Genomic DNA, 18223 nt, shown 5'->3' on the forward strand with positions numbered 1-18223 from the left:
TGGAGGCGGTGTCGCCGGAGCCGTGCGTCGACCTGGAAGCGATCGCGGGGCAGCCGAGGGCGACGTGGTGGTGGTCAAGGACGGTACGAAGCCGCCCACGCGCGACAACATCAAGGAGGTAATCGAGATCAAGCTCCCTCCGGATGAGCTCGAACGAGAGCAACGGAAGACATACTCCGGCGTTGTGGTCATCGTCTCCGCTGGGCCCTTCACCCAGAGAAGCGGCTGATGGAGCCGCGGGGCAAGGGAAAAGGGGTCGAATCCTCGCGCATGGCTCTTGGGATTCGGTGAAGATGAGAGTTTTTCGCTCATCTACCACGGAGCGGAGTACGACCGAGGCGCGAGCGCCTTCTACGCCAATCACAGAGCACCGGCCGTTCCATGATGGCGGCCCCGGTCTTCGCTTCGATCTGGAGCGGAGTGAAGCATGGCTCCGCCGCTTCGACGACCGCCGACCACAGGTGGACGAGCGCGCTGACAACACACGGAGGCGAGATCGTGATGAGTCCCACGGCCAAGCCGTCGTCGCGCCTCTCCAGGACGAGGCCACGCACCGTCGCGGGGCGGCGCCGTCCTGCGCGCGCATGAGGCCGGGATCAGGGATTGTAGCGGCGGCCGCTGCGGTAGCTCGCGATGGCCAGCTCCACCGGGCGGAACAGCGGGGTGGGCAGCGCGTCGAGCGGGTACCAGCCCCAGCCGGCGATCTTGTGGGGCTCGCGCTCCTCGGGCTCGCCGTCGAACTCCTCCGCGAGGAGCTGGATGTCCACATAGTGCTTGCCGTAGGCGAGGATGTTGCTGAGGCACAGGAAGGAGAGCTTCCTGACGACAAGGCCGCTCTCCTCGCGCACCTCGCGGACGGCGCAGTCCTCGAACGACTCGCCGAGCTCGAGGTGGCCGCCGCACCACGAGTAGCTGCCGTCGCCGTGGCTCCCGCGGCGCCGCGCGAGCAGCACGCGCCCGTCGCGCACCAGCATCACGCCCACACCCACCAGCGGTCGCTCCGCGGCGTTCCCTCCGACGATCGCCTCTCCCAAGGACACCTCCCCGCACGCGACGCCGTCGTGCGTGGAGCGCCCTCTAGCACGGCGCGCAGCGGCGCCGCTCGGGAGGCGTCGGGTCGACCCGCCGCGCCCGCTGCGCCAGCCGCGCCGCCCGCGCGGCGCACGGAGCCACCTCGCGCACGTGCAAGCGCCGGTACCGATTGACTTTTCAGTGAACACGCGTACCGTGCCAGGCGCGATGGATGCGTCCTTGCCCTGGGAGCTGAACCCCGTCCTCCAGCAGAGCCGGCTCGTCCTCCTGGCGCAGACGGCCGTCGATGTCCGCAACAAGGCGTTCAGCGAGGCGAACCGCGACGAGGGCGACACCAGCTGGGGCATCGGCTGCAAGGCGCACGAGCGGTTCGGTCATTCCCTCTGCAAGCTGGCAGAGAGCGGAAAACACCCCTGGCTGTCCGTCCATCGAGACGGGCTGTACTTCATGCCGCACATCGAGGGCGTCGCCGTGCGCGTGTACCGCGGTCCGGCCGACAAACCCTCGCAGCGGCACCTCGAGGCCGCGCGCAGCGAGCACGGTCGCCGCTCGGAGTCGCGACAGATGGCCTTCTCGTTCATGGGGCAGGAAACCGAGCCGGATGGTCCGTGGTTCTGGATGATGGCCGTGGAGACGGACGTCGAGGGGAGGGCGCTCCGTGCCGTGTTCTTCCAGGCCAACGAGGCCGGCGGGACCCGACACGCATGGGAGGCCCCGGTCGAGACGGTGTCCGCCGAGCCTGCGCCTGCGCCTGTACCCGAGCCCGGAGACAAGCCGGCGCGCCCGGCGCGACCGCGCACGGCACAGGGCCAGCAAGCGAAGGATGCGCTCCTGTCACGCGACGGACGGCCGCTGCTCCGCGCGCAGACCATGACCCTTCCGCTCGTGTCACAGCCGAGCTGACGGCCGGCGAACGAGGCGGATCCGCCGGCAAGGAGGCTGTCCTATCGCGGAGTGCAGGTTCGTGCGCTCCGCGACAAGGCGGTGAGCCCCCGCCGACACACCCGCGCAGGAGCCCGGGTCATACCGGCATTCCCATCGTCCGGCGGAGCGCGTCGAACTCCTCGGTGAAGCGCCCGTTCCCGCCCCGCAACACGAGCGGCGGCTCGTCATGGCACGACGCCACGGCCTCGGCGTGGCGCAGGGCATAGACCGAGAACAAGGCCGCCTTGCCCTCCTTGGGCATGACGTCGCGCCACGCCTCGAGCGCGAGCCCGGCCGCCGCCGCCGCCGCCTCGACGCGAGGCCGCTGCCACGCCGCCGCGCAGGCCACGAACGGCGCGCCGGGAGCGAGCAGCCGCGCGGCCGCGAGGCAGTAGTCCTCCACGCCGCCGCGGTGCTCGAAGCGGCACGGCCCGCACTGGACCCGATAGGACTCGATGCCGGTGCCGACCGGCAGGTACGGCGGCGTCCCCGTCACGAGCTCCGCAGGCGCGAGCCCGTCGAGCACCGCCGGATCGCGCAGGTCCCCCCACCGGACCTCGCCGCGCGCGTCGACGCCGTTCCACGCGACCGAGCGCCCCGCCATCGAGGCGCTCACCTCCTGCGCCTCCACGCCCGCGCAGCGCGCGTCCGGGAAGCGCCACGCGGTGAACAGGAGCACCGTGCCGATGCCGCAGCCGAGGTCGACCGTGCGGCGCGGGGGCGTGCTCGCGACCCGCTCGGCCGCGAACCAGGCGGTCACGAGGTCGTCGGCCGACCAGCGGTGCCCGTCGAGCCGCTGCAGGATCCGGAAATCACCCGAGAGATAGCAGAGGTCCTCGCCGGGGCCGGGCCAGATCTCCGGGCGATCCGGCGTCGCCGGCGGCGGCCCAGGGGCGATCCACCCGGGCGGCCGGCGCGCAGGGCGCACGATCCCGCCGCGCGGCGCGAGAGAGGGCTGGACATCAGGGGGAGCGATCATCGACCCCCATGTACCACGCCCCCGCGGCGCCAGGGGCGCGCGCGATCCCTGCGAGCGCGCGGCCCCGCGGCGTCAGTGGTTCTTGCAGCCATCCTCGAGCGAGGGATCATCGCAGAAGAGGCACGGGGTGGTCTCGCAATCCAGCGGAGGGCATGACTTGGGGCAGGTCGGCTCGTTCGGATTGCAGTGGATGATCTGCCAGGTGAGCGAACTCACGTCGTCCGGGTCGGCCGCGCAACTGCACTTGTTGAAGGCGTGCGATGCAATCATGGTGATCGTGTGGCACTCCTTCTCCGGCGTCACCCCCTCTGCCGGGATTGGCGTCGTGAGATCCCACGTGAGCTCGAAGGGGCGCTGTCCGCCAGCCATGGTCCCGGCTGGGAACACTCGTGGGAACGTGACCCTCCGGAACGGGAGCGGGAACGGGGTATCTTCACTGCTGCGCCGCCCATAATCGATGTACAGGACGCCCTGCAGAGGGATGCCGTTGTCCTCGGACAGCACCGTCGCGCCGAAATTCTTGAAGCTGTCCTGTTGCTCGACGATGTACACGGGTACGTGCTGGGGAGGGAAGACCGCCGTGAGCACCGGCGCGGTCTGCTCGGGATGCTCGTACGTCGGCGGCTCGATCACGAGGCAGCCCGTGGTCGAGGCGGCGAGCGCTGCCGCTGCGAACGAGCGAGCGAGCGCGGCGGAGCAGCGCGGGCGCGCCGCGAGGACGGCGGCGCGGCGAAGGGAAGGGCGGGACGGAGCGATCATGGTGCGCTGTGCAGGGGCCGATGGGGGGTGGGGTCCGTGCTGGGTGCTGGGACTTTACCCACTGGGGCGACGCGCGGTGGATCTAGCTGGAATCCGACCGCCGCCGCGCGGGCAGGCGCGCCCGCGGCCCCGCCCTCCGCGCCGCGGCGTCACTTGCGCGGGCTCGCCGGCGCGCTCTCCAGCGCGTAGACGACCTTCACCTGCGTGCCGAACGGGACCTCGCCGGACGACACGGGCGTGCCCATGTCCGCGGAGTACCCGCCGGAGGCGAGCGCGGGGCGGGGGGCGTAGATCGGGCCGTGCTCGACGACCTCGCTGATCGAGACGACGCGGCCGAGCGAGACGCCCTGGAGCCTGGCGAGCGCCCCGGCGCGAGCCCGCGCGTCCGCGATCGCCTTCTCCCGCGCGCGCGCCTCGAGCGGGTCGGTCTCGTCGAGGCCGAACGAGACGCCCCAGACGTTGTTTGCGCCGGCGGCCACGGCGGCGTCGAGCACCGCCCCGACCTGATCGAGGTTGCGGATGACGACCATCACCGTGTTGCTCACCTGATAAACGTGCGACGGCGGAGGCGGCGCTGCCGGCGCCAGGTCGGCGGGCGGCGGCTTCGGCGCCGGCGGCTGAGGCGCCTTCGGTCCGCGCCCCGCGGGAGCCGCGGGCGCCGCGGCCGGGGCCGCCGGCGCCGGCGCGACCGCCGGGGCGGGCTGCGCGTAGCCCATGGCCATCCAGGGCGGCACGTCGGGCTGCCGCACGAGCTGGATGGAGTAGTTGCTGGTCTGGATATCCTTCTCGGCCAGGCCGGCGTTCTTGAGCGCGGCGAGGATCTCGGTCATGCGCGCTGCGGCGAGCTTCGTCGCCTCGTGCACCGTCGGCGCCATCACCTCGATGCCCATCTGGGCCCGGGCGATGTCAGGCCTCGCGCTGACGTCGCCGCGGCCGACGACCGTGATGGTGTTGACCTCCGGAGCGGCGGCCACGGGCGGCGTCGCCTGCGCCGCGCACGCGGCGAGCAGCGGTGTGACGGAAAGCATGAGCCCGGCGAGGTACGCGCGGGACAGGGAGCGCTGGTTCTTCATGCCCGTGCAACGCGCGCCGCCCAGGCCGGCTTACAGGGGGGCGCGCCCCTCGGCGCTCGCCGCCGCGAGCAGACCGACGGGCCGCTTCCCGAGCCGCTCCGGCGGCGCGCCGGCGATGCCCGAGGCGGCGGCGTTGCTCCCCCTCGGCAAGTTGTTCCACGCCGCGCCGGGTGCGCTATGGTCGTTCACGTGCTCACAATACCCAGCGATGAAGAGGCCCTCGGAGGTCTGCAGGGTGCCACGATCGCCAGCGACCTCTCGCCAAGCATCGGCTACCGGATCGTGTCGCGCGCCGGCTCCGGGACGATGTTCGTCTCGTTCTACGCGGTCCGCACCGCGCCCGAAGGCGAGACGCCCGTGGTCGTCAAGATCCTCCGGCCGTCGCTCTTCAGGCAGATGGGTCCGTCAGCGGCCGTCATCGTGAAGAAAGAGGCGGTGTCCCTCGGCCGCCTCAACGAGCAGGTCCCTCCGACGCCCTTCGTGGTCCGGCTCATCGACACCGGCACGTTCGAGGTCCGCCGCGGCACGAAGGCGCTCAATCTCCCCTGGATCACCATCGAGTACGTGCATGGCGGCGTCCAGGGCGTGACGCTCCGGCAGCGGGTCCAGGGGACCATCCAGGCCACGGGCCACGCGTTCGATCCGGCGCGCGCGACGCGCGCCATCGAGTGCATCGCGAGCGGGCTGTCGGCCGTGCACGACGTCGGCGTCGTCCACCGGCAGCTCACGCCGGAGAGCATCCTCTGCTGCGGCTCCGGCGACGACGAGCTGTTCAAGATCAGCGACTTCGGCATGGCGCGGCCGCGCGGCATCCGCGAGACGATCATGGCCGGCGTCGTGGGCAACGCCGGGGTCGCGCCGCCGGAGATGCTGTCCGCCGATCCGAGCACGATCGGCCCGTGGACCGACATCTTCAACCTCGCGTCCGTCATCTTCTTCCTGCTGACGGGCGAGGAGTACATCATCGCGGAGTCGCAGGCGCAGGCGCTCATGGCCGCCATGGCGCGCACGCGCCGGAGCATCGTCGAGACGCGGTGGCTCCACCCGGCGCTGCGCGGCAACGACCAGGCGTGCAAGTCGATCGACTTCGCGCTCCGCTGGGCGTCCACCGGCGAGGCGCAGGAGCGCCTCCAGGAGGCGGTGGCCGTGGCCGCGATGCTCTCGCCGTACCTCCGCCCCGCGTCGCCGATCTCCGCGCTGGAGCAGCGGATCGTGGCGAGCGCGGGGGAGCAGCGCGTGCGCGCCGCGGAGGAGGTCGGTCCGATGACCGTCCCGTCCACGCACCTGAAGGCGCCGGTCCTGCTCAGGGGGGAGCTCGGCCAGACGCTGCTGTCGCCGCGAAACGCCAAGGCCGCCGAGCGCCCGAGCCAGGACCGCCCGATCGAGGCCGAGATCATCAGCGCGCCCCCGCGCGCCTCGCGGGAGCCCGCGCCGCGCCTGTCGGCGGTCGTCGAGCGCTGGACGTGGAGCGTGCTCCACCACCCGAGCCTCGATTCGGTCATCCGGAGCGTGGCCTGGGACGGCTATGGCCGGTGCCTCGCGGCGGCCACGGGGGGGCTGCTCTTCTGGAACGGGACGAGCTGGAGCGAGGCGTCGTCCGGCGGCCTCCCGAGCCCGCAGGGCGTGCGCTTCGTGCACCGGATCGGGCCCGGCCGGTGGCTCATCGGCGGCGACGCCTCGACGCTCGCGGTGTACACGACGGGCGGCGTGACGGGCGTCTTCCAGCTGCCGGGAGAGCCGCAGAGCCACGTCGCGCTGAGCGGCGACCTCGAGGACATGGGCATCCTCGTCTCGACGACGCCGAACGATCCGCGGCCGCTCCTCCACGCGTTCATCGCCAAGCGCTGGCTGCGGCCGATGCCGGCCGACGGCGTCGCGCTGCTCGCCGCGGTCGCGCGCGTCGAGGACGAGCGGTGGCTGGTCGTCGGCCGGTCGACCAAGGGCGAGGGGCTGGTCGCGCTCTACGCGCCGCTCGACTGGCACCTGGAGCGCATCCCGGCGCCGCCGGCGCGGGCGTTCGTCGCGTGCGCCGGGCGGCCCGATCTCGGCGTGGGCATCGCCGTCGGCGCGGAGGGCAGCGTCGTCTGGCGGTACGGGCAGAGCGTCTTCACGGAGATCATCGAGCCGCGGCGCGCCCTGTCGGCCGCGACGATCGACGCGGAGGGGCGCGCCTGGGCGGGCAGCGCAGGGCGCATCTGGGTGCGGCGCGGCGGCATCCCGCCCATGGCCGGGGTGTGGGAGTGCGTCTGGGAGAACGACGCGTGGGTCGGCCCGGTCGTGTCGCTGTTCGTCGACGGCGAGGTGGTCGTCGCCATCACCGCGGACGGGGGCATCGTCGAGGGCCGCGTCACCGGCTGACGAGCCCGGTGAGCCGCCATCACCGCGGCGCGCGGTACCTGCCCACGACGATCGTGATGTCGTCGTCCGGGCTCGGGCACCAGCTGTCGACCTCCCGCAGGATCCGGTCGCGGATGTCGTCGACCGGCGCGTCCTGGGCGGCCTCGACGGTGGCGCAGAGCCGCGAGAGCCCGAACTGCTCCCGGTGCGCGTTGCGGGCCTCCGTCACCCCGTCGCTGTAGAGCACGAGCAGGTCGCCGTCCTCGAGGAGGAGCTCGGCGTCCGTGGTCAACGCGTCGATGGACGGCAGGACGCCGACCCACACGCCGGAGCTCGGGATGCACTCGCTCCTCCCCGTCCTCGCGCGGCACACGATGATGTCGTCGTGCGCGCCCGCGAACGTCACCCGCCCGCCGCGCTCGTAGCGCAGCAGCAGCAGGGTCGCGTGCTCGTCGCGCTTCAACCGGTCGCGGATGTTGTCGTAGATCGCCCGGTTGAGCGCCGAGACGACCTCGCCCGGGCGGGCGCCCGGATCCCTGCGCGTCATGGCGGCGACCATGCTCTGGATCATCAACATGACGAGGCCCGCCACGAGCCCGTGCCCCGCCACGTCGCCGATCCCGAGCCACCCGCCGTCCCGCGTGGGGAGCACGTCGTAGTAGTCGCCGCCGACCTCCGCGGCCGGCCGCATCATCGCGGAGAGATCGAGCCCCTCCACATGCAGGTGCGCCGGGACGAGCGTGGTCTGGATGTGCTTCGCGACGAGGGTCTCCTGGTGGACCCTCTCCTGCTCCAGCCGCTCGCGTACCTCCACGTGCCGGACGATCTCCCGGTGCATCGACACCGCCTTCATCGCAGAGCCGATCTGGAGGCGCGCCGCGTCGTAGACCATCTCGTTCGCGCCGCCGTTGACGAGCGCGATGCCGTAGTGCTCCGTCTCGCCGAACGTGAGCGGCATCGCGACGACGCTCCAGCGCTCCGACGAGCTCAGGAATCCGGGCGGCGCGAGGCACGAGGACGCGAAGCTCGCGGGCGGCGGCTCCACCTCGCGGCTGTTCTCCATCAGAAACAGCGACTGCAGGGTGGCGCGCTCGGGATCGTCGAAGAGCGATATGGCGACGTGCGTGAGATCCAGCTTCGGCAGCTCCGCCGCGAGCGTGCGCCGGAGGGTGGGCATGCCGAGGCAGGTCGAGAAGAACATGCCGGTCCAGCTGAGGTTGACCGACGCGCGCTCCAGGTACAGCCGCTTCTCGCCCTCGGCGCGGACGGAGGCGTGGCTGATCAGGATGCGGCACGTGTGCCAGAGCCGCTCGAGGCGGTCCTCGGAGGCGCCGCCGGGCGCCCGGCCGATCTTCGCGCGGAGCAGCGTGATCGCGCCCTGGAACTGGTCGAGGGCGACGCCCTCGCGCCCCGCCGCGTCGAGGAGGTCCTGGAGCGCCGTCAGGAAGCGGCCCTCCCGCCCGCTCAGCTCCTCCTCGAGCGCGGAGAGCAGCTCTCGGGGCCAGGCCCCACGCGACGCCGCCGGGACGGTCACGCACCGCGCGAGCGCGCGCTCCAGCGGCTCCTGCTGCGCGGCGATGGAGAGCGGCTCGCGGCGCGGAGGCGCCCCGGTCGCGCGCGGGAGGGCGGCGTAGTAGCCGCAGCCGCACGACTCGCGCCGCGTGAGCTCGACGGGAAGGAGGCTGCACTCCGGCACACGCTCGCCGCGGAGCTGGCGCACGACCGTCTCGACGGCGAGCGCCCCGAGGTCCTTGATCGGATGGCGGACGGTCGTCAACGACGGCCTGGTGACGCGCGAGACGGCGACGTCATCGAACCCGCACACGAGGACGTCGCCAGGGACGTCGATGCCGTGCGCCTTCAGCGTGTCCATCGCGCCGAGGGCCATGTTGTCGTTGCCGGCGACGACGGCATCGAACTCGACCCTGCGCCCGAGGAGCTCGCGCATCGCGCGGCGGCCGCCGTCGATCAGAAAATCGCCGTACACGAAGAGGCGCTCGTCATAGGGGAGCGCGCGCGCCGCGAGGGCCCTCCGGTACGCCGCGGCGCGCAGCTTCGCCTCCTCGTTGTTGGCCGGCCCGCTGATGTAGGCGACGCGCTTGCACGCGTGGTCGTCGAGCACGTGCGCGACCGCCGCCTCCCCCCCGACCGCGTTGTCGACGATGACGCTCGGGACGCCGTCCAGCGCGAGCCCCACGCTGCACACGGGCAAGGGCGCGAGCGATCGGCAGAACTCGTGCGCTCCCTCGGGGCCGACGTGGTTCGTGAGCGCCGACGACATGATCACCGCCCCATCGACCGTCGTCGCGCCGATGAGCGAATAGATCCCGCCCCGGGCGTCCAGCGTGTAGTCCTGGCGGGCGCGCGTCTCGCCGAAGGCCACGATGAGGTTGACGTCGTGCGCCTCGGCCGCGCGCTCGACCCCGAAGCGCGCCTCGGACTGGTACTCGCCGCAAAGGTAGTCGGTCAGGAGGGCGATCGTGTGGCGCTTCGCCGCCATGATCTATCGCTCCCCGTTCACTTGTCGTGGATGGAGACGAGGCCGGGGGACATGCGCTCCAGGGCCGCCAGGCTCCGCCGCTGCCACCCGAGCCTCGCGTCCGTGACGAACCGGATCTTGCAGCTGGGGCCCTGGCCGGTGACGCCGGAGATGAAGGCGATGAACGCCTTCAGGCAGCTGGAGTTCAGGAAGTACAGCGCGCGTATGTCGAACTCGACGGCTGCGAGCGAGAGGCGCCGGACCTCGTGCTGGACCTCCTTGCAATAGGCGCCGAGCGGCGCGGCCGCCGCCATGTCGCCCGTCCCGGTGAGCTTGATACTCAGGCGATCGCCGAGCAGCGCCGGCTCGATGCCGAAGCTGTCCGTGGTGATGCGATCAACCCTTAGGCTGTCCATTCATCCTCCACCGCTCGAGCGGCGCGTGCGCGATGATCGTGAGCTCGTTGCCCTCGATCTTGTAGTCGACGTCGAGCCCTCCCTCGGCGCGGACGCGCGCGAGGCCGAGGCCGGAGACGCCCTCGACCATCGCTGTCTCCGTGATGAGGTCGTCGTAGTGCTTCAGCGGGTCGCTCGCGGTCTTCAGGTCGAGCAGCCGCTTCTCGACCTCTCGCAGCCGCTCCGGCGACGCCTCGTTGCGCGCGCGGATCTTCATGATGTGCGACGTCTCGTCCTCCTCCAGCGCGAGCTCGAGGCTGACGCGAGGGCCGGTGGAGTATTTGGTGATGTTCTCGGCGAGCTCGTGCGCGGCCATGTAGAACCGCGAGCTCACATTCGCGTCGTCCAGCACGGCGCCGCAGAAGCTGGACACCAGCCGCAGCACCGCCGTCGCCAGACGCTCGCTCGGAAAGAAGGTGATGCAGAGGAATAGCGAGGCGCTCTGCGTCGGTTCGGGGGATGACACAATCTGTTATGTTACGCCGCCCTCGCGCAGGATCCAACCACTAGTTCCGCGGGCCGCGCGGCTTCTCGTTTGGCTCTCGTTTGGCTCTCGTTTCGCTCTCGTGAGAGCGCGGGCGAGCGCTGAACGGAGAGGGCACCCGGAGCGAGCTCCGCCTCCGCCTCCGCCATCGAGCTTCCGATGTGATGCGGTCCTCACCTCGGAATGTGGTGCGCTTCGCAGTTCGCGTGACGGCGCGCTTTGCTCCAGGGCATAACGCGACGCGTCGCCCGCGGCGGAGTGGCATGCTCGTTGATGACGAACGTGGCGTCCATCGGTGCCCAGGTGTGTCCATGGATCCGGTGCGGCCACCGCGCGCCTCGCGCACATACGCCTTCACCTGAGGGAAACATCCGGCCGGGCGACCCAGCAAGGAGGGTATTGCTGTATGGAACAACGATGCTTCTCGCTCGGGCCGCCCTGGCCACTCGGGCCGTCGCGCCGCCGCCTACATCGCTTGGCGGCGATGACGGGCGTCCCTTTTCTCGTGATGCGCGGCGTCCTGGCCGGCGCCGCCGCGGCGGCGGCGATCGGCTGCAGCACCGCGCCCGGGACGGAGGGCGAGCTCGGGCGCCCCGCCGGCGCGAGTCACGGTGTCGGAGAGGGCGATTCGGCGGCGCTCGGAGCGGCCTCGGCGGCGCTGTCGAGCGATGGTGCGGTGTGCGTCACCATCCAGCGTGGAACTCTCGGCACGGTGAGAGATGCGACACTGTGGCAAAACGCTCCGAGGTGGAACGACTCCGCATCTCCGAACCTCTCGACGGGGTGGGCCGCGGGCGCCGGCCGCCGCCGGTCTGTCGTGCACTTCGGGCTCTCTCCCGTGCCCGTCGGCGCGACGGTCCTCGCTGCCTCGCTGGTCTTCCATCAGACGTACGCGGTGGAGAGCAGCGCTGTGAGCGTGCACCGCGTCACGGTCCCGTGGGACGAGCGCACCGTCACCTGGTGGAGCATCGGGGACAGCGGCTTTGAAGGCGAGAGCGCGGCGACCCTCGCGGCCGAGGCCGGCGTCGGCGCCCGCGCGACGGACGTGTCGGCGCTCGTGCAGTCGTGGGCGCTCGGGACGGCGCGGAACGACGGCGTGCTGCTCGACGAGGAGCGCGCGCACACGACGTCCCTGAGGAGCAGCGAGATCGGCAGCACGCAGGAGCGCCCGAGGCTCGACGTCTGTTACGTGACCTGCTCGGACGGGGTGATGAACGGCCTCGAGGTGGGCCTCGACTGCGGAGGGCCGCGCTGCGCTCCCTGCGCGGGCCCGGCGGCGGCCGCGTCGAGCGCCGCCGCGTCGAGCTCGACCGGCGCGTCGGGCGCTGCGGGTGATCCCTGCGCCGAGGCGGCCGCGCTGCCGCCCGATCCGCTGCCGCCCGCGCGGCTCTCCGAGACCGGGCTCTACGCCGACATCACGACGCGATCGCGGGCAGCGGGCACGCGCGAGTTTCGTCCTGCTTACGAGCTCTGGTCGGACGGGGCGGCGAAGCGGCGCTTCGTGTACCTGCCGCCCTGCTCCACGGTCGACACGAGCGACATGGATCACTGGTCGCTGCCGGTGGGCGCGCGCTTCTGGAAGGAGCTCCGCGCGGAGGGCGTGGCCGTGGAGACGCGGTTCATCCACCGTTTCGGGCCGGGCATCGACGACTGGCTGTTCGCCGCGTACGCGTGGGATCCGGCGAGGAACGACGCGTTCCTCGTCGAGGCGGGCGTCGAGGACGCGCGCGGGACCGCGCACGACATCCCGCGGACTGCGGAATGCTGGGAGTGCCACGGAAAGCTCCCGGAGCGCGTCCTCGGCTTCAGCGCGCTGCAGCTGAGCCACGATGGACCGGGCGAGACGATGGCGTCCCTGAGCGACGCCGGGTGGCTCACCGTCCCGATGCGGGGAGGGGTGCGCCCGCCGGGCGACGCCCGGGCGGCCGCGGCGCTCGGCTATCTCCATGCGAACTGCGGCAATTGCCACAACAGCACCGGCGTCGCGACCCTGCGGACACGCCTCCTCGCGGCGAACACCACGGTGGAGAGCACCGATACCTACACGACCGGCGTGGGCGTGACACCCAGCTTCTGGGAGCCTGGCGCGCTCTACCGGATCACGCCGGGAGATCCCGAGTCGAGCGCCGTCGTGCGGCGGATGGATCACCGCGGCTCCAGGGCGCAGATGCCCCCGATCGCGTCGGACGCCGCCGACGCGGCGGGCCTCGCGGCTGTCCGCTCCTGGATCGAGGGCCTCGGGCCGCCGCCCGAGGCAGGGAGCGGCGGCGGCAGCGGGGGCGGCGCCGCAGGCGGCGCGAGCGTTGGCGCCAGCAGCACGAGCGCGAGCTCCGGCAGCGGTACCAGCGGCAGCGACGGCTCCGGCAGCGTCGGCTCCAGCGCCGGCAGCGGCAGCGTCGGCTCCGGGGCCGCGTGCGCCGGGGTGCCGCGCCTGAAGCTCACGCAGGTCGCGGCCGGCCTGGCGACGCCCGTCTTCCTCGCGAGCGCGCCGGGCGACCGATCGAGGATGTTCGTCCTCGAAAAGGACGGCGTCGTCCGCCTGATCAAGGACGGTGTCCTCCGGTCCACCCCGTTCCTCGATCTCCGCGGCGGGACATCGTGCCCGCCCTCGCCGCCGGCGAGCGCGAACCCGCTCGTGTGCGCGCCCGGCCCGACCGCGGAGGGCGGGCTGCTCGGGATGGCGTTTCACCCGGGCTACGCGGACAACGGCAGGTTCTGGCTCTTCTACACCGCCGCGCCCAGGGGCAACGTCACGATCGCCGAGTTCCGCCGCTCGGCCTCGAACCCCGATGTCGCCGACACGTCGGCGGGGAGCGTGCCTGTCCGGACGCTCCTCGACGCGAGGCACGGCGGCTGGAATCACGCGGGCGGCACGCTCGCGTTCGGCCCCGACGGCTACCTCTACGCGTCGGTCGGCGACGCGGCCGTCACGCCGTATTCGGCCTCTCCGGCGAAGGATCTCTCGTCTCCGCTCGGCAAGATCCTGCGGATCGACGTGGACAGCGGGCTCGGCCCGCCAGGCAACCTCTCCGGCCCGGGCGTGAACCCGCTCGTCTGGGACTACGGCCTACGCAATCCGTGGCGCATCAGCTTCGACCGGGGCACGGGGGATCTCTACATCGCCGACGTGGGACAGAACGCCTGGGAGGAGCTCGACATCGAGCCGGCGCGCGCCGGGCGGCGCGATTACGGGTGGCCGGCGATGGAGGGCGACCACTGCGTCGCCGCCGGGTGCTCCCGCGTCGGCGTCGCGCCCGCCGTGGAGCACAGCCACTCGAGCGGAGAGGGCGGCTCGATCACCGGCGGCTACGTCTATCGCGGCTCGGCGATTCCGTGCCTCCAGGGAAGGTACGTTTACGGCGACTACGGGACGCACCGCTTCTGGACGCTGCGGTGGGACGGCTCGAGGGTGCGGGATCACGTCGAGATCACGGCGGACCTCGAGTCGCGCCTGCCCGCGGCCTCGTTCGGCGAGGATGCCGCGGGCGAGCTCTATGTCGTCATGCTGACCGGCGAGGTGCTCCGCGTCGATCCGAGGTGAAGGCCCAGCGCCCCGGCGGCGCTATCCCGCGAGCTGCCCGTCGCCCGCCCGGAGCTTCGCGAAGCGCGGGCGCCAGGCCCGGCTCTGGGCGAGCAGCGGCGCGGTGCGCGCGAGGAGCAGCGCCAGATCCTCGGGGCGGCCGGCGTCGAGCAGGGCGCGCGCTCGCCAGTAGAGGAGCTCGATCCGCTGATCGGCGCTTAGGCTGCCGCTCAGCTCGCCCGGCGGCTCCCCCTCCTCGCGCGCCGTCGCCCGCGTGCGCGTGCTCTCCATGCCGGACCTCGGGTCCTTCACGGCGAGCTGCATGACGCCGAGGAGGGCCTGGGCATACGGCGGCAGATCCGCGACCGCCCCCTGCGCCCTGAGCCACCGGAGCTGCCGGCTCGCGTCCGCGTGCTCGTCGCGCATCGCGTGGATCCGCGCGAGCAGGAGCGCGCTCCTGTAGGCCGGCCTGTCCTTGAGCTGCTCGTCGAGCGAGCGCGCCTGCCGCACCAGGGGCAGCGCCTCGTCCTCGTGCCCCCAGAGGTAGAGCAGCTCCGCGAGCTTGATCGTCGCGTCGCGCTCCGCCAGGGCGCTCGCCTCCTCGCGGGCCAGCTGGACCGCGCGCCGGAGGTCCGCCATCGCGCGATCCGGGGCGTCGAGCGCCGGCCAGAGCTCAGCGCGGCGGACGAGCGCCGCGCAGAGGTGGCTCCGGTCGCCGCGCTCCTCGCAGCTGCGCACGGCGTCGTCGAAGCGCCGCTCCGCCTCCTCGAGCTGGCCGGACCGCGCGAGCACGCAGGCCAGCAGCGTGAGCCCGGTCACGTGCGTGTCGTGATCGGCCTCGCGGACGCGCTCCACGCCGTGCGTGAGCCGCTCGAGGGCGTCGTCCAGGTTGCCCTTGCGGAACGCCGAGCGGCCGGCCGCGACCTCGAAGCGCGCGGCGAGCGCGGCGTCGGCGCGGCCCTCGCGGGCGTCGAGCAGCGGGATCACCTCCTCGACGCGCGCCGCCGACTCCTCCCAGGCGCCCGCCCAGTCGAGCGCGGTCGCCTCCTCGAGCAGCGCCTCCGCGATCATCCGCGGGTCCTTCATCGTCCGGGCAAGCGCCCCCGCGGAGCGGAGATCGTCGAGCGCCTCGCCGGTGCGCAGGACGCGGTAGCGCACGCGCGCGCGGCCGAGGAGCGCGAGGTACCGCTGGCGCTGATCGTCGCCGTCGGCCCAGAGGAGCGCGGACGCGTAGTGGCCCTCCGCCACCGCGTTGTTGTGCCGGTCGCGCTGGAGATCGCCGAGGAGCAGGTACGCGTGCGCCGCGCGCGCGCGCGCCCCGGCGGCCGCGGCGTGGCGCGCGATCGGCTCGAGCAGATCCGGCGCCCTCGGCCGGGCCTCGGCCATGAGCTCCCAGACGGCGAGCGCGTGCCGGTGCATCGCCGCGCGCTGGTCCTCCGCGAGCAGCGCGTAGATGGCCTCCTGCAAGAGCGCGCTCCGGAAGGCGTAGCTGGCGCCGCCGCAGAGGGCGCCCTCGCCGTGCGCGGCGCCGTGCGCGCCGCGGGGGACGAGGAGCCCCCGCGCCACGAGCGCGCGAAGCGCGCTCGTGACGTCGATGCGCGCGCTCGGGGCGTCGACGCGGTCGACGCTCGCCGCCGCGTCCTCGTGTTCGAGCGCGCGTTGCACGCTCGCCGCCACGTCCTCCGAGAGCTCGAAGCCGAGCACCGCGCAGAGCCTCGCGCACGCGGCGAGCTCCGGCGGGAGCGCCTCCAGCTGCCCCGCGGCGAACCACTGCCACGCGGGCGACGGCGGGAGCCTCTCCAGCTCGGCGGTCGCGAGCTGGTGGCCGCTCGATCTCGCCCGCAGCCGCACGAGGCCCGCGCGCTTGATCGCCCGGGTAAGCTCCACGAGGGCGCGGGGGTTGTAGCCGGCCCACGCGCAGATGCGCCGGAGCATCGCGCTCGGCGGAGGCTCCGCGGGCCGGAGGAGCTCCGCGCAGAGCAGGAGCCCCGCGGCGTCGTCGAGCGGCGGGAGCGCGACGTGATCGCGCGCGTGGCCGCGGGCGCTCAGCGCGTGGCGCCGCGGCGTCGGCGAGCAGCGCGCCGGGGCGCCGGCGAGCAGCACCCAGAGCGAGACCGACGCCTCGCGCCGCGTCGCGAGGTCGAGCGCGTCGAGCGTGGCGCTGTCGGCGAGGTGCGCGTCGTCGACGATCACGACGACGGGCCGCTCCATCGCCCTCCGGCGGAGCCCCTCGGCGAGCGCCCGGATCACGCTCCCGCGGCGCGGCGGCGGCCGGCCTGCGGAGCCGCCCGGCCAGCCGAGGATCGCGGCCACGGCGGGCCACACCTCGCAGCCGAGCGGCTCTCCGAGCCGCTCGACGCAGAACGCGCGCGGGTCGCCCGGCGCCGCGAGGGCGCCGTCCCTCGCGCCGAGCACCTCGGCGAGCAAGGCGGCCGCGGTCCGGCCGTGGCCGCCCCCGGGGCGCGCGGCGAGCTCCGGCTCGGCGCGCAGCGAGATCACGAGCGCGCCCGGGTGCGCGCGCCGGCTGCTCTCGGCGATCTCCTCGGCGAGGCGCGACTTGCCGGCGCCGCGCTCGCCGATCAGCGCGCAGAGGCCGGGCCCGAGGCCCGCGAGCGCGCGCTCGCGGCTCTCCTCGGCGGCGCTCTGGGCCTCGCCGCGCCCGACGAGCGGCGGCGCGGCGCGCGCGGCGCCGCGATGGCCCGAGGGCGGGGGCGCGTCCGGGGCGAAGAAGTAGCGGCCGTCCTCGCTCGCCGCGGCGACGTCGAACCCGGCATGGGCGGTGACGAGCTCGGCGCTGAGCGCGATGCCGCGCCACGCATCCGAGGGGAGCCACGACTCGGGCCGCTCCACGGCGATGCCGGCGGCGTGGACGCCCTCGGCGTCGCGGCGGAGCTTCAACGGCGCGATGTGGATCGCGAGGGGCGCGCCGACCGAAGCGACGATCTCCCGCCCCGCGAGGAGCGCGCGCTCCGCGGCCGCCTCTTTCGGGCCGGGGAAGATCGCGACGAAGCGGTAGCCGCGCTGCCGCGCGAGGTGCCCGTCGTGGCGGGCCACGGCGGCGCGGACCTCGGCCTCGGCGCCGCGGGCCTCCAGGGCGAGCACCACCGTGTCGTGCCGGTCCGTGGAGCCGGTGGCGGCGTCGTCTCTCGTGGTCGCCGCGGCGCCGCCGGTCAGGGCGAGCGCCTCGGCGCCCGCCGACGCGAGCGCGGCCCGGAGGCCCGCGGCGTCGGCCGGGCGGCGCGCGCGCTCCTTGGCGAGGCAGGCGAGGACGAGGGCCTCGATGGACGGCGGGACCGGGGCGATCTCGCTCGGCCTGGTGGGGAGCCGGCCGAGGTGTCCCTGCGCGACGTCCGCGGGATCGCCCGCGAACGGAGGGCGCAGCGTGAGCAGCTCGAAGAGGAGCGCGCCGAAGGCGTAGAGGTCCGCGCGCGCGTCGAGCGGCTCGCCCCGGAGCCGCTCGGGCGACGCGACCTCCGGCGTCCCGAGCATGGCGCCCAGCGTGGTGAGCGCGCTGTCCGCCGGGTGGCAGACGACGCCGCGCTCGCGCTGCGTGAGGCCGAAGTCGAGGAGCCGCACGCCGCCGTCGGGCTCGAGGAAGACGTTCTCGGGCGCGAGATCCAGGTGGACCAGGCCGCGCTCGTGCACCACCTGGAGGCAGCTCAGCACGCCGAGCGCGACGTCGAGGGCGGAGCGCAGGTCGGGCGCGGCGGGCATTCCCTCGAGGTGGGCCGCCAGCGTCTCGCCGCGGAGCCGCTCCATCGCGATGTACGCGCGGCCGTCCTCGAGCACGCCGTTCTGGAACAGGCGCGGCGAGGCCGGGGGACCGAGCTGCTCGAGCGCCCACGCCTCGCTGCGGAACCGCTCGCGCCCGAGCAGCGAGTGGGCCCTGCTGATCTTGAGCACGGCGGGAGCGCCGTCCTCCGCCCGCGTCGCGGCCCAGAGGACCGAGAAGGCGCCCGCCGCGAGCGGCGGGCCGACGAGGAAGCCCGCGACGGACGGCGGCGTCTCGGCGTCGAGATCGACAGGCGGTGGGCGGGACGGCGCCGTGGCTCCGTCCGTCGGGCAGGAGGTGAGCACTGCGAGTCGGCGATGGCAGGAAGGGCAACGCGGCAAGAAGACCTCGGATGACCTCGGGTGGGGCCCGGCGCGATCCGTGACCGATATTACCGGTTATGCGGGTT

Annotated in this window: 13 protein-coding genes; 4 read left to right on the forward strand and 9 right to left on the reverse strand. The window is 73.4% G+C overall.

The genetic code is table 11. From position 1 onward, the window contains the following. Positions 1 to 22 precede the first annotated feature (22 nt). Complete coding sequence (locus WME82_RS13055) at positions 23 to 229, forward strand: hypothetical protein (RefSeq protein ID WP_438043116.1); 207 nt, start codon at positions 23 to 25, stop codon at positions 227 to 229. Between the two features lie 367 nt (positions 230 to 596). Here WME82_RS13055 and WME82_RS13060 read toward each other — a convergent pair whose 3' ends face one another. Then, a complete protein-coding gene (locus WME82_RS13060; protein WP_438043117.1) occupies positions 597 to 1034 on the reverse strand; it encodes a nucleotide triphosphate diphosphatase NUDT15 in 438 nt (145 codons plus the stop codon). A 178-nt stretch (positions 1035 to 1212) separates the two neighbouring features. On the opposite strand from WME82_RS13060, the gene WME82_RS13065 reads away from it, so the two are divergent. Then, positions 1213 to 1935, forward strand: a complete 723-nt coding sequence (locus tag WME82_RS13065) for a hypothetical protein (RefSeq protein ID WP_438043118.1) — start codon at positions 1213 to 1215, stop codon at positions 1933 to 1935. Between the two features lie 118 nt (positions 1936 to 2053). Here the strand turns inward: WME82_RS13065 and WME82_RS13070 are convergent, their stop codons facing one another. From WME82_RS13070 to WME82_RS13085, 4 genes are all read right to left on the reverse strand, one after another. Next, the gene (locus WME82_RS13070) at positions 2054 to 2935 is read right to left on the reverse strand and encodes a tRNA1(Val) (adenine(37)-N6)-methyltransferase (protein WP_438043119.1); all 882 of its coding nucleotides are present in this window, start codon (positions 2933 to 2935) and stop codon (positions 2054 to 2056) included. A gap of 72 nt (positions 2936 to 3007) precedes the next feature. Next, positions 3008 to 3694, reverse strand: coding sequence for a hypothetical protein (locus WME82_RS13075; RefSeq protein ID WP_438043120.1), 687 nt, complete (start codon positions 3692 to 3694; stop codon positions 3008 to 3010). Positions 3695 to 3843: 149 nt separating this feature from the next. Then, positions 3844 to 4767, reverse strand: a complete 924-nt coding sequence (locus WME82_RS13080) for an SIMPL domain-containing protein (RefSeq protein WP_438043121.1) — start codon at positions 4765 to 4767, stop codon at positions 3844 to 3846. A gap of 30 nt (positions 4768 to 4797) precedes the next feature. After that, a complete protein-coding gene (locus tag WME82_RS13085) occupies positions 4798 to 4956 on the reverse strand; it encodes a hypothetical protein (protein WP_438043122.1) in 159 nt (52 codons plus the stop codon). Here WME82_RS13085 and WME82_RS13090 point away from each other — a divergent pair, their 5' ends adjacent. Continuing rightward, positions 4957 to 7125 (forward strand): serine/threonine protein kinase, encoded by a 2169-nt coding sequence (locus WME82_RS13090; protein ID WP_438043123.1) that lies wholly within the window; start codon positions 4957 to 4959, stop codon positions 7123 to 7125. 19 nt (positions 7126 to 7144) lie between these two features. On the opposite strand, the gene WME82_RS13095 is transcribed toward WME82_RS13090, so the two are convergent. From WME82_RS13095 to WME82_RS13105, 3 genes are read right to left on the reverse strand one after another with little or no spacing between them, the layout of a single operon-like run. Continuing rightward, complete coding sequence (locus WME82_RS13095; protein WP_438043124.1) at positions 7145 to 9604, reverse strand: SpoIIE family protein phosphatase; 2460 nt, start codon at positions 9602 to 9604, stop codon at positions 7145 to 7147. A 17-nt stretch (positions 9605 to 9621) separates the two neighbouring features. Next, complete coding sequence (locus WME82_RS13100; RefSeq protein WP_012234954.1) at positions 9622 to 9999, reverse strand: hypothetical protein; 378 nt, start codon at positions 9997 to 9999, stop codon at positions 9622 to 9624. Further along, positions 9980 to 10504 (reverse strand): hypothetical protein, encoded by a 525-nt coding sequence (locus WME82_RS13105; RefSeq protein WP_437745763.1) that lies wholly within the window; start codon positions 10502 to 10504, stop codon positions 9980 to 9982. The genes WME82_RS13100 and WME82_RS13105 overlap by 20 nt, the downstream gene beginning before the upstream one ends. Positions 10505 to 11006: 502 nt before the next feature. On the opposite strand from WME82_RS13105, the gene WME82_RS13110 reads away from it, so the two are divergent. After that, positions 11007 to 14063: a PQQ-dependent sugar dehydrogenase gene (locus WME82_RS13110; protein WP_438043125.1), complete on the forward strand. Its 3057-nt coding sequence runs from the start codon at positions 11007 to 11009 to the stop codon at positions 14061 to 14063. Between the two features lie 21 nt (positions 14064 to 14084). On the opposite strand, the gene WME82_RS13115 is transcribed toward WME82_RS13110, so the two are convergent. After that, positions 14085 to 18119: a serine/threonine-protein kinase gene (locus WME82_RS13115; RefSeq protein ID WP_438043126.1), complete on the reverse strand. Its 4035-nt coding sequence runs from the start codon at positions 18117 to 18119 to the stop codon at positions 14085 to 14087. Positions 18120 to 18223: the final 104 nt, after the last annotated feature.

This window comes from Sorangium sp. So ce128 (assembly GCF_051525245.1).
GTDB lineage: Bacteria > Myxococcota_A > Polyangia > Polyangiales > Polyangiaceae > Sorangium > Sorangium cellulosum_B.

Bases quoted from the DNA above. Each gene is read 5' to 3' on its own strand.
- WME82_RS13075 (WP_438043120.1), bottom strand. From the start codon at position 3,694: ATGATCGCTCCGTCCCGCCCTTCCCTTCGCCGCGCCGCCGTCCTCGCG.
- WME82_RS13080 (WP_438043121.1), bottom strand. From the start codon at position 4,767: ATGAAGAACCAGCGCTCCCTGTCCCGCGCGTACCTCGCCGGGCTCATG.
- WME82_RS13110 (WP_438043125.1), top strand. From the start codon at position 11,007: ATGACGGGCGTCCCTTTTCTCGTGATGCGCGGCGTCCTGGCCGGCGCC.
- WME82_RS13070 (WP_438043119.1), bottom strand. From the start codon at position 2,935: ATGATCGCTCCCCCTGATGTCCAGCCCTCTCTCGCGCCGCGCGGCGGG.
- WME82_RS13100 (WP_012234954.1), bottom strand. From the start codon at position 9,999: ATGGACAGCCTAAGGGTTGATCGCATCACCACGGACAGCTTCGGCATC.
- WME82_RS13095 (WP_438043124.1), bottom strand. From the start codon at position 9,604: ATGGCGGCGAAGCGCCACACGATCGCCCTCCTGACCGACTACCTTTGC.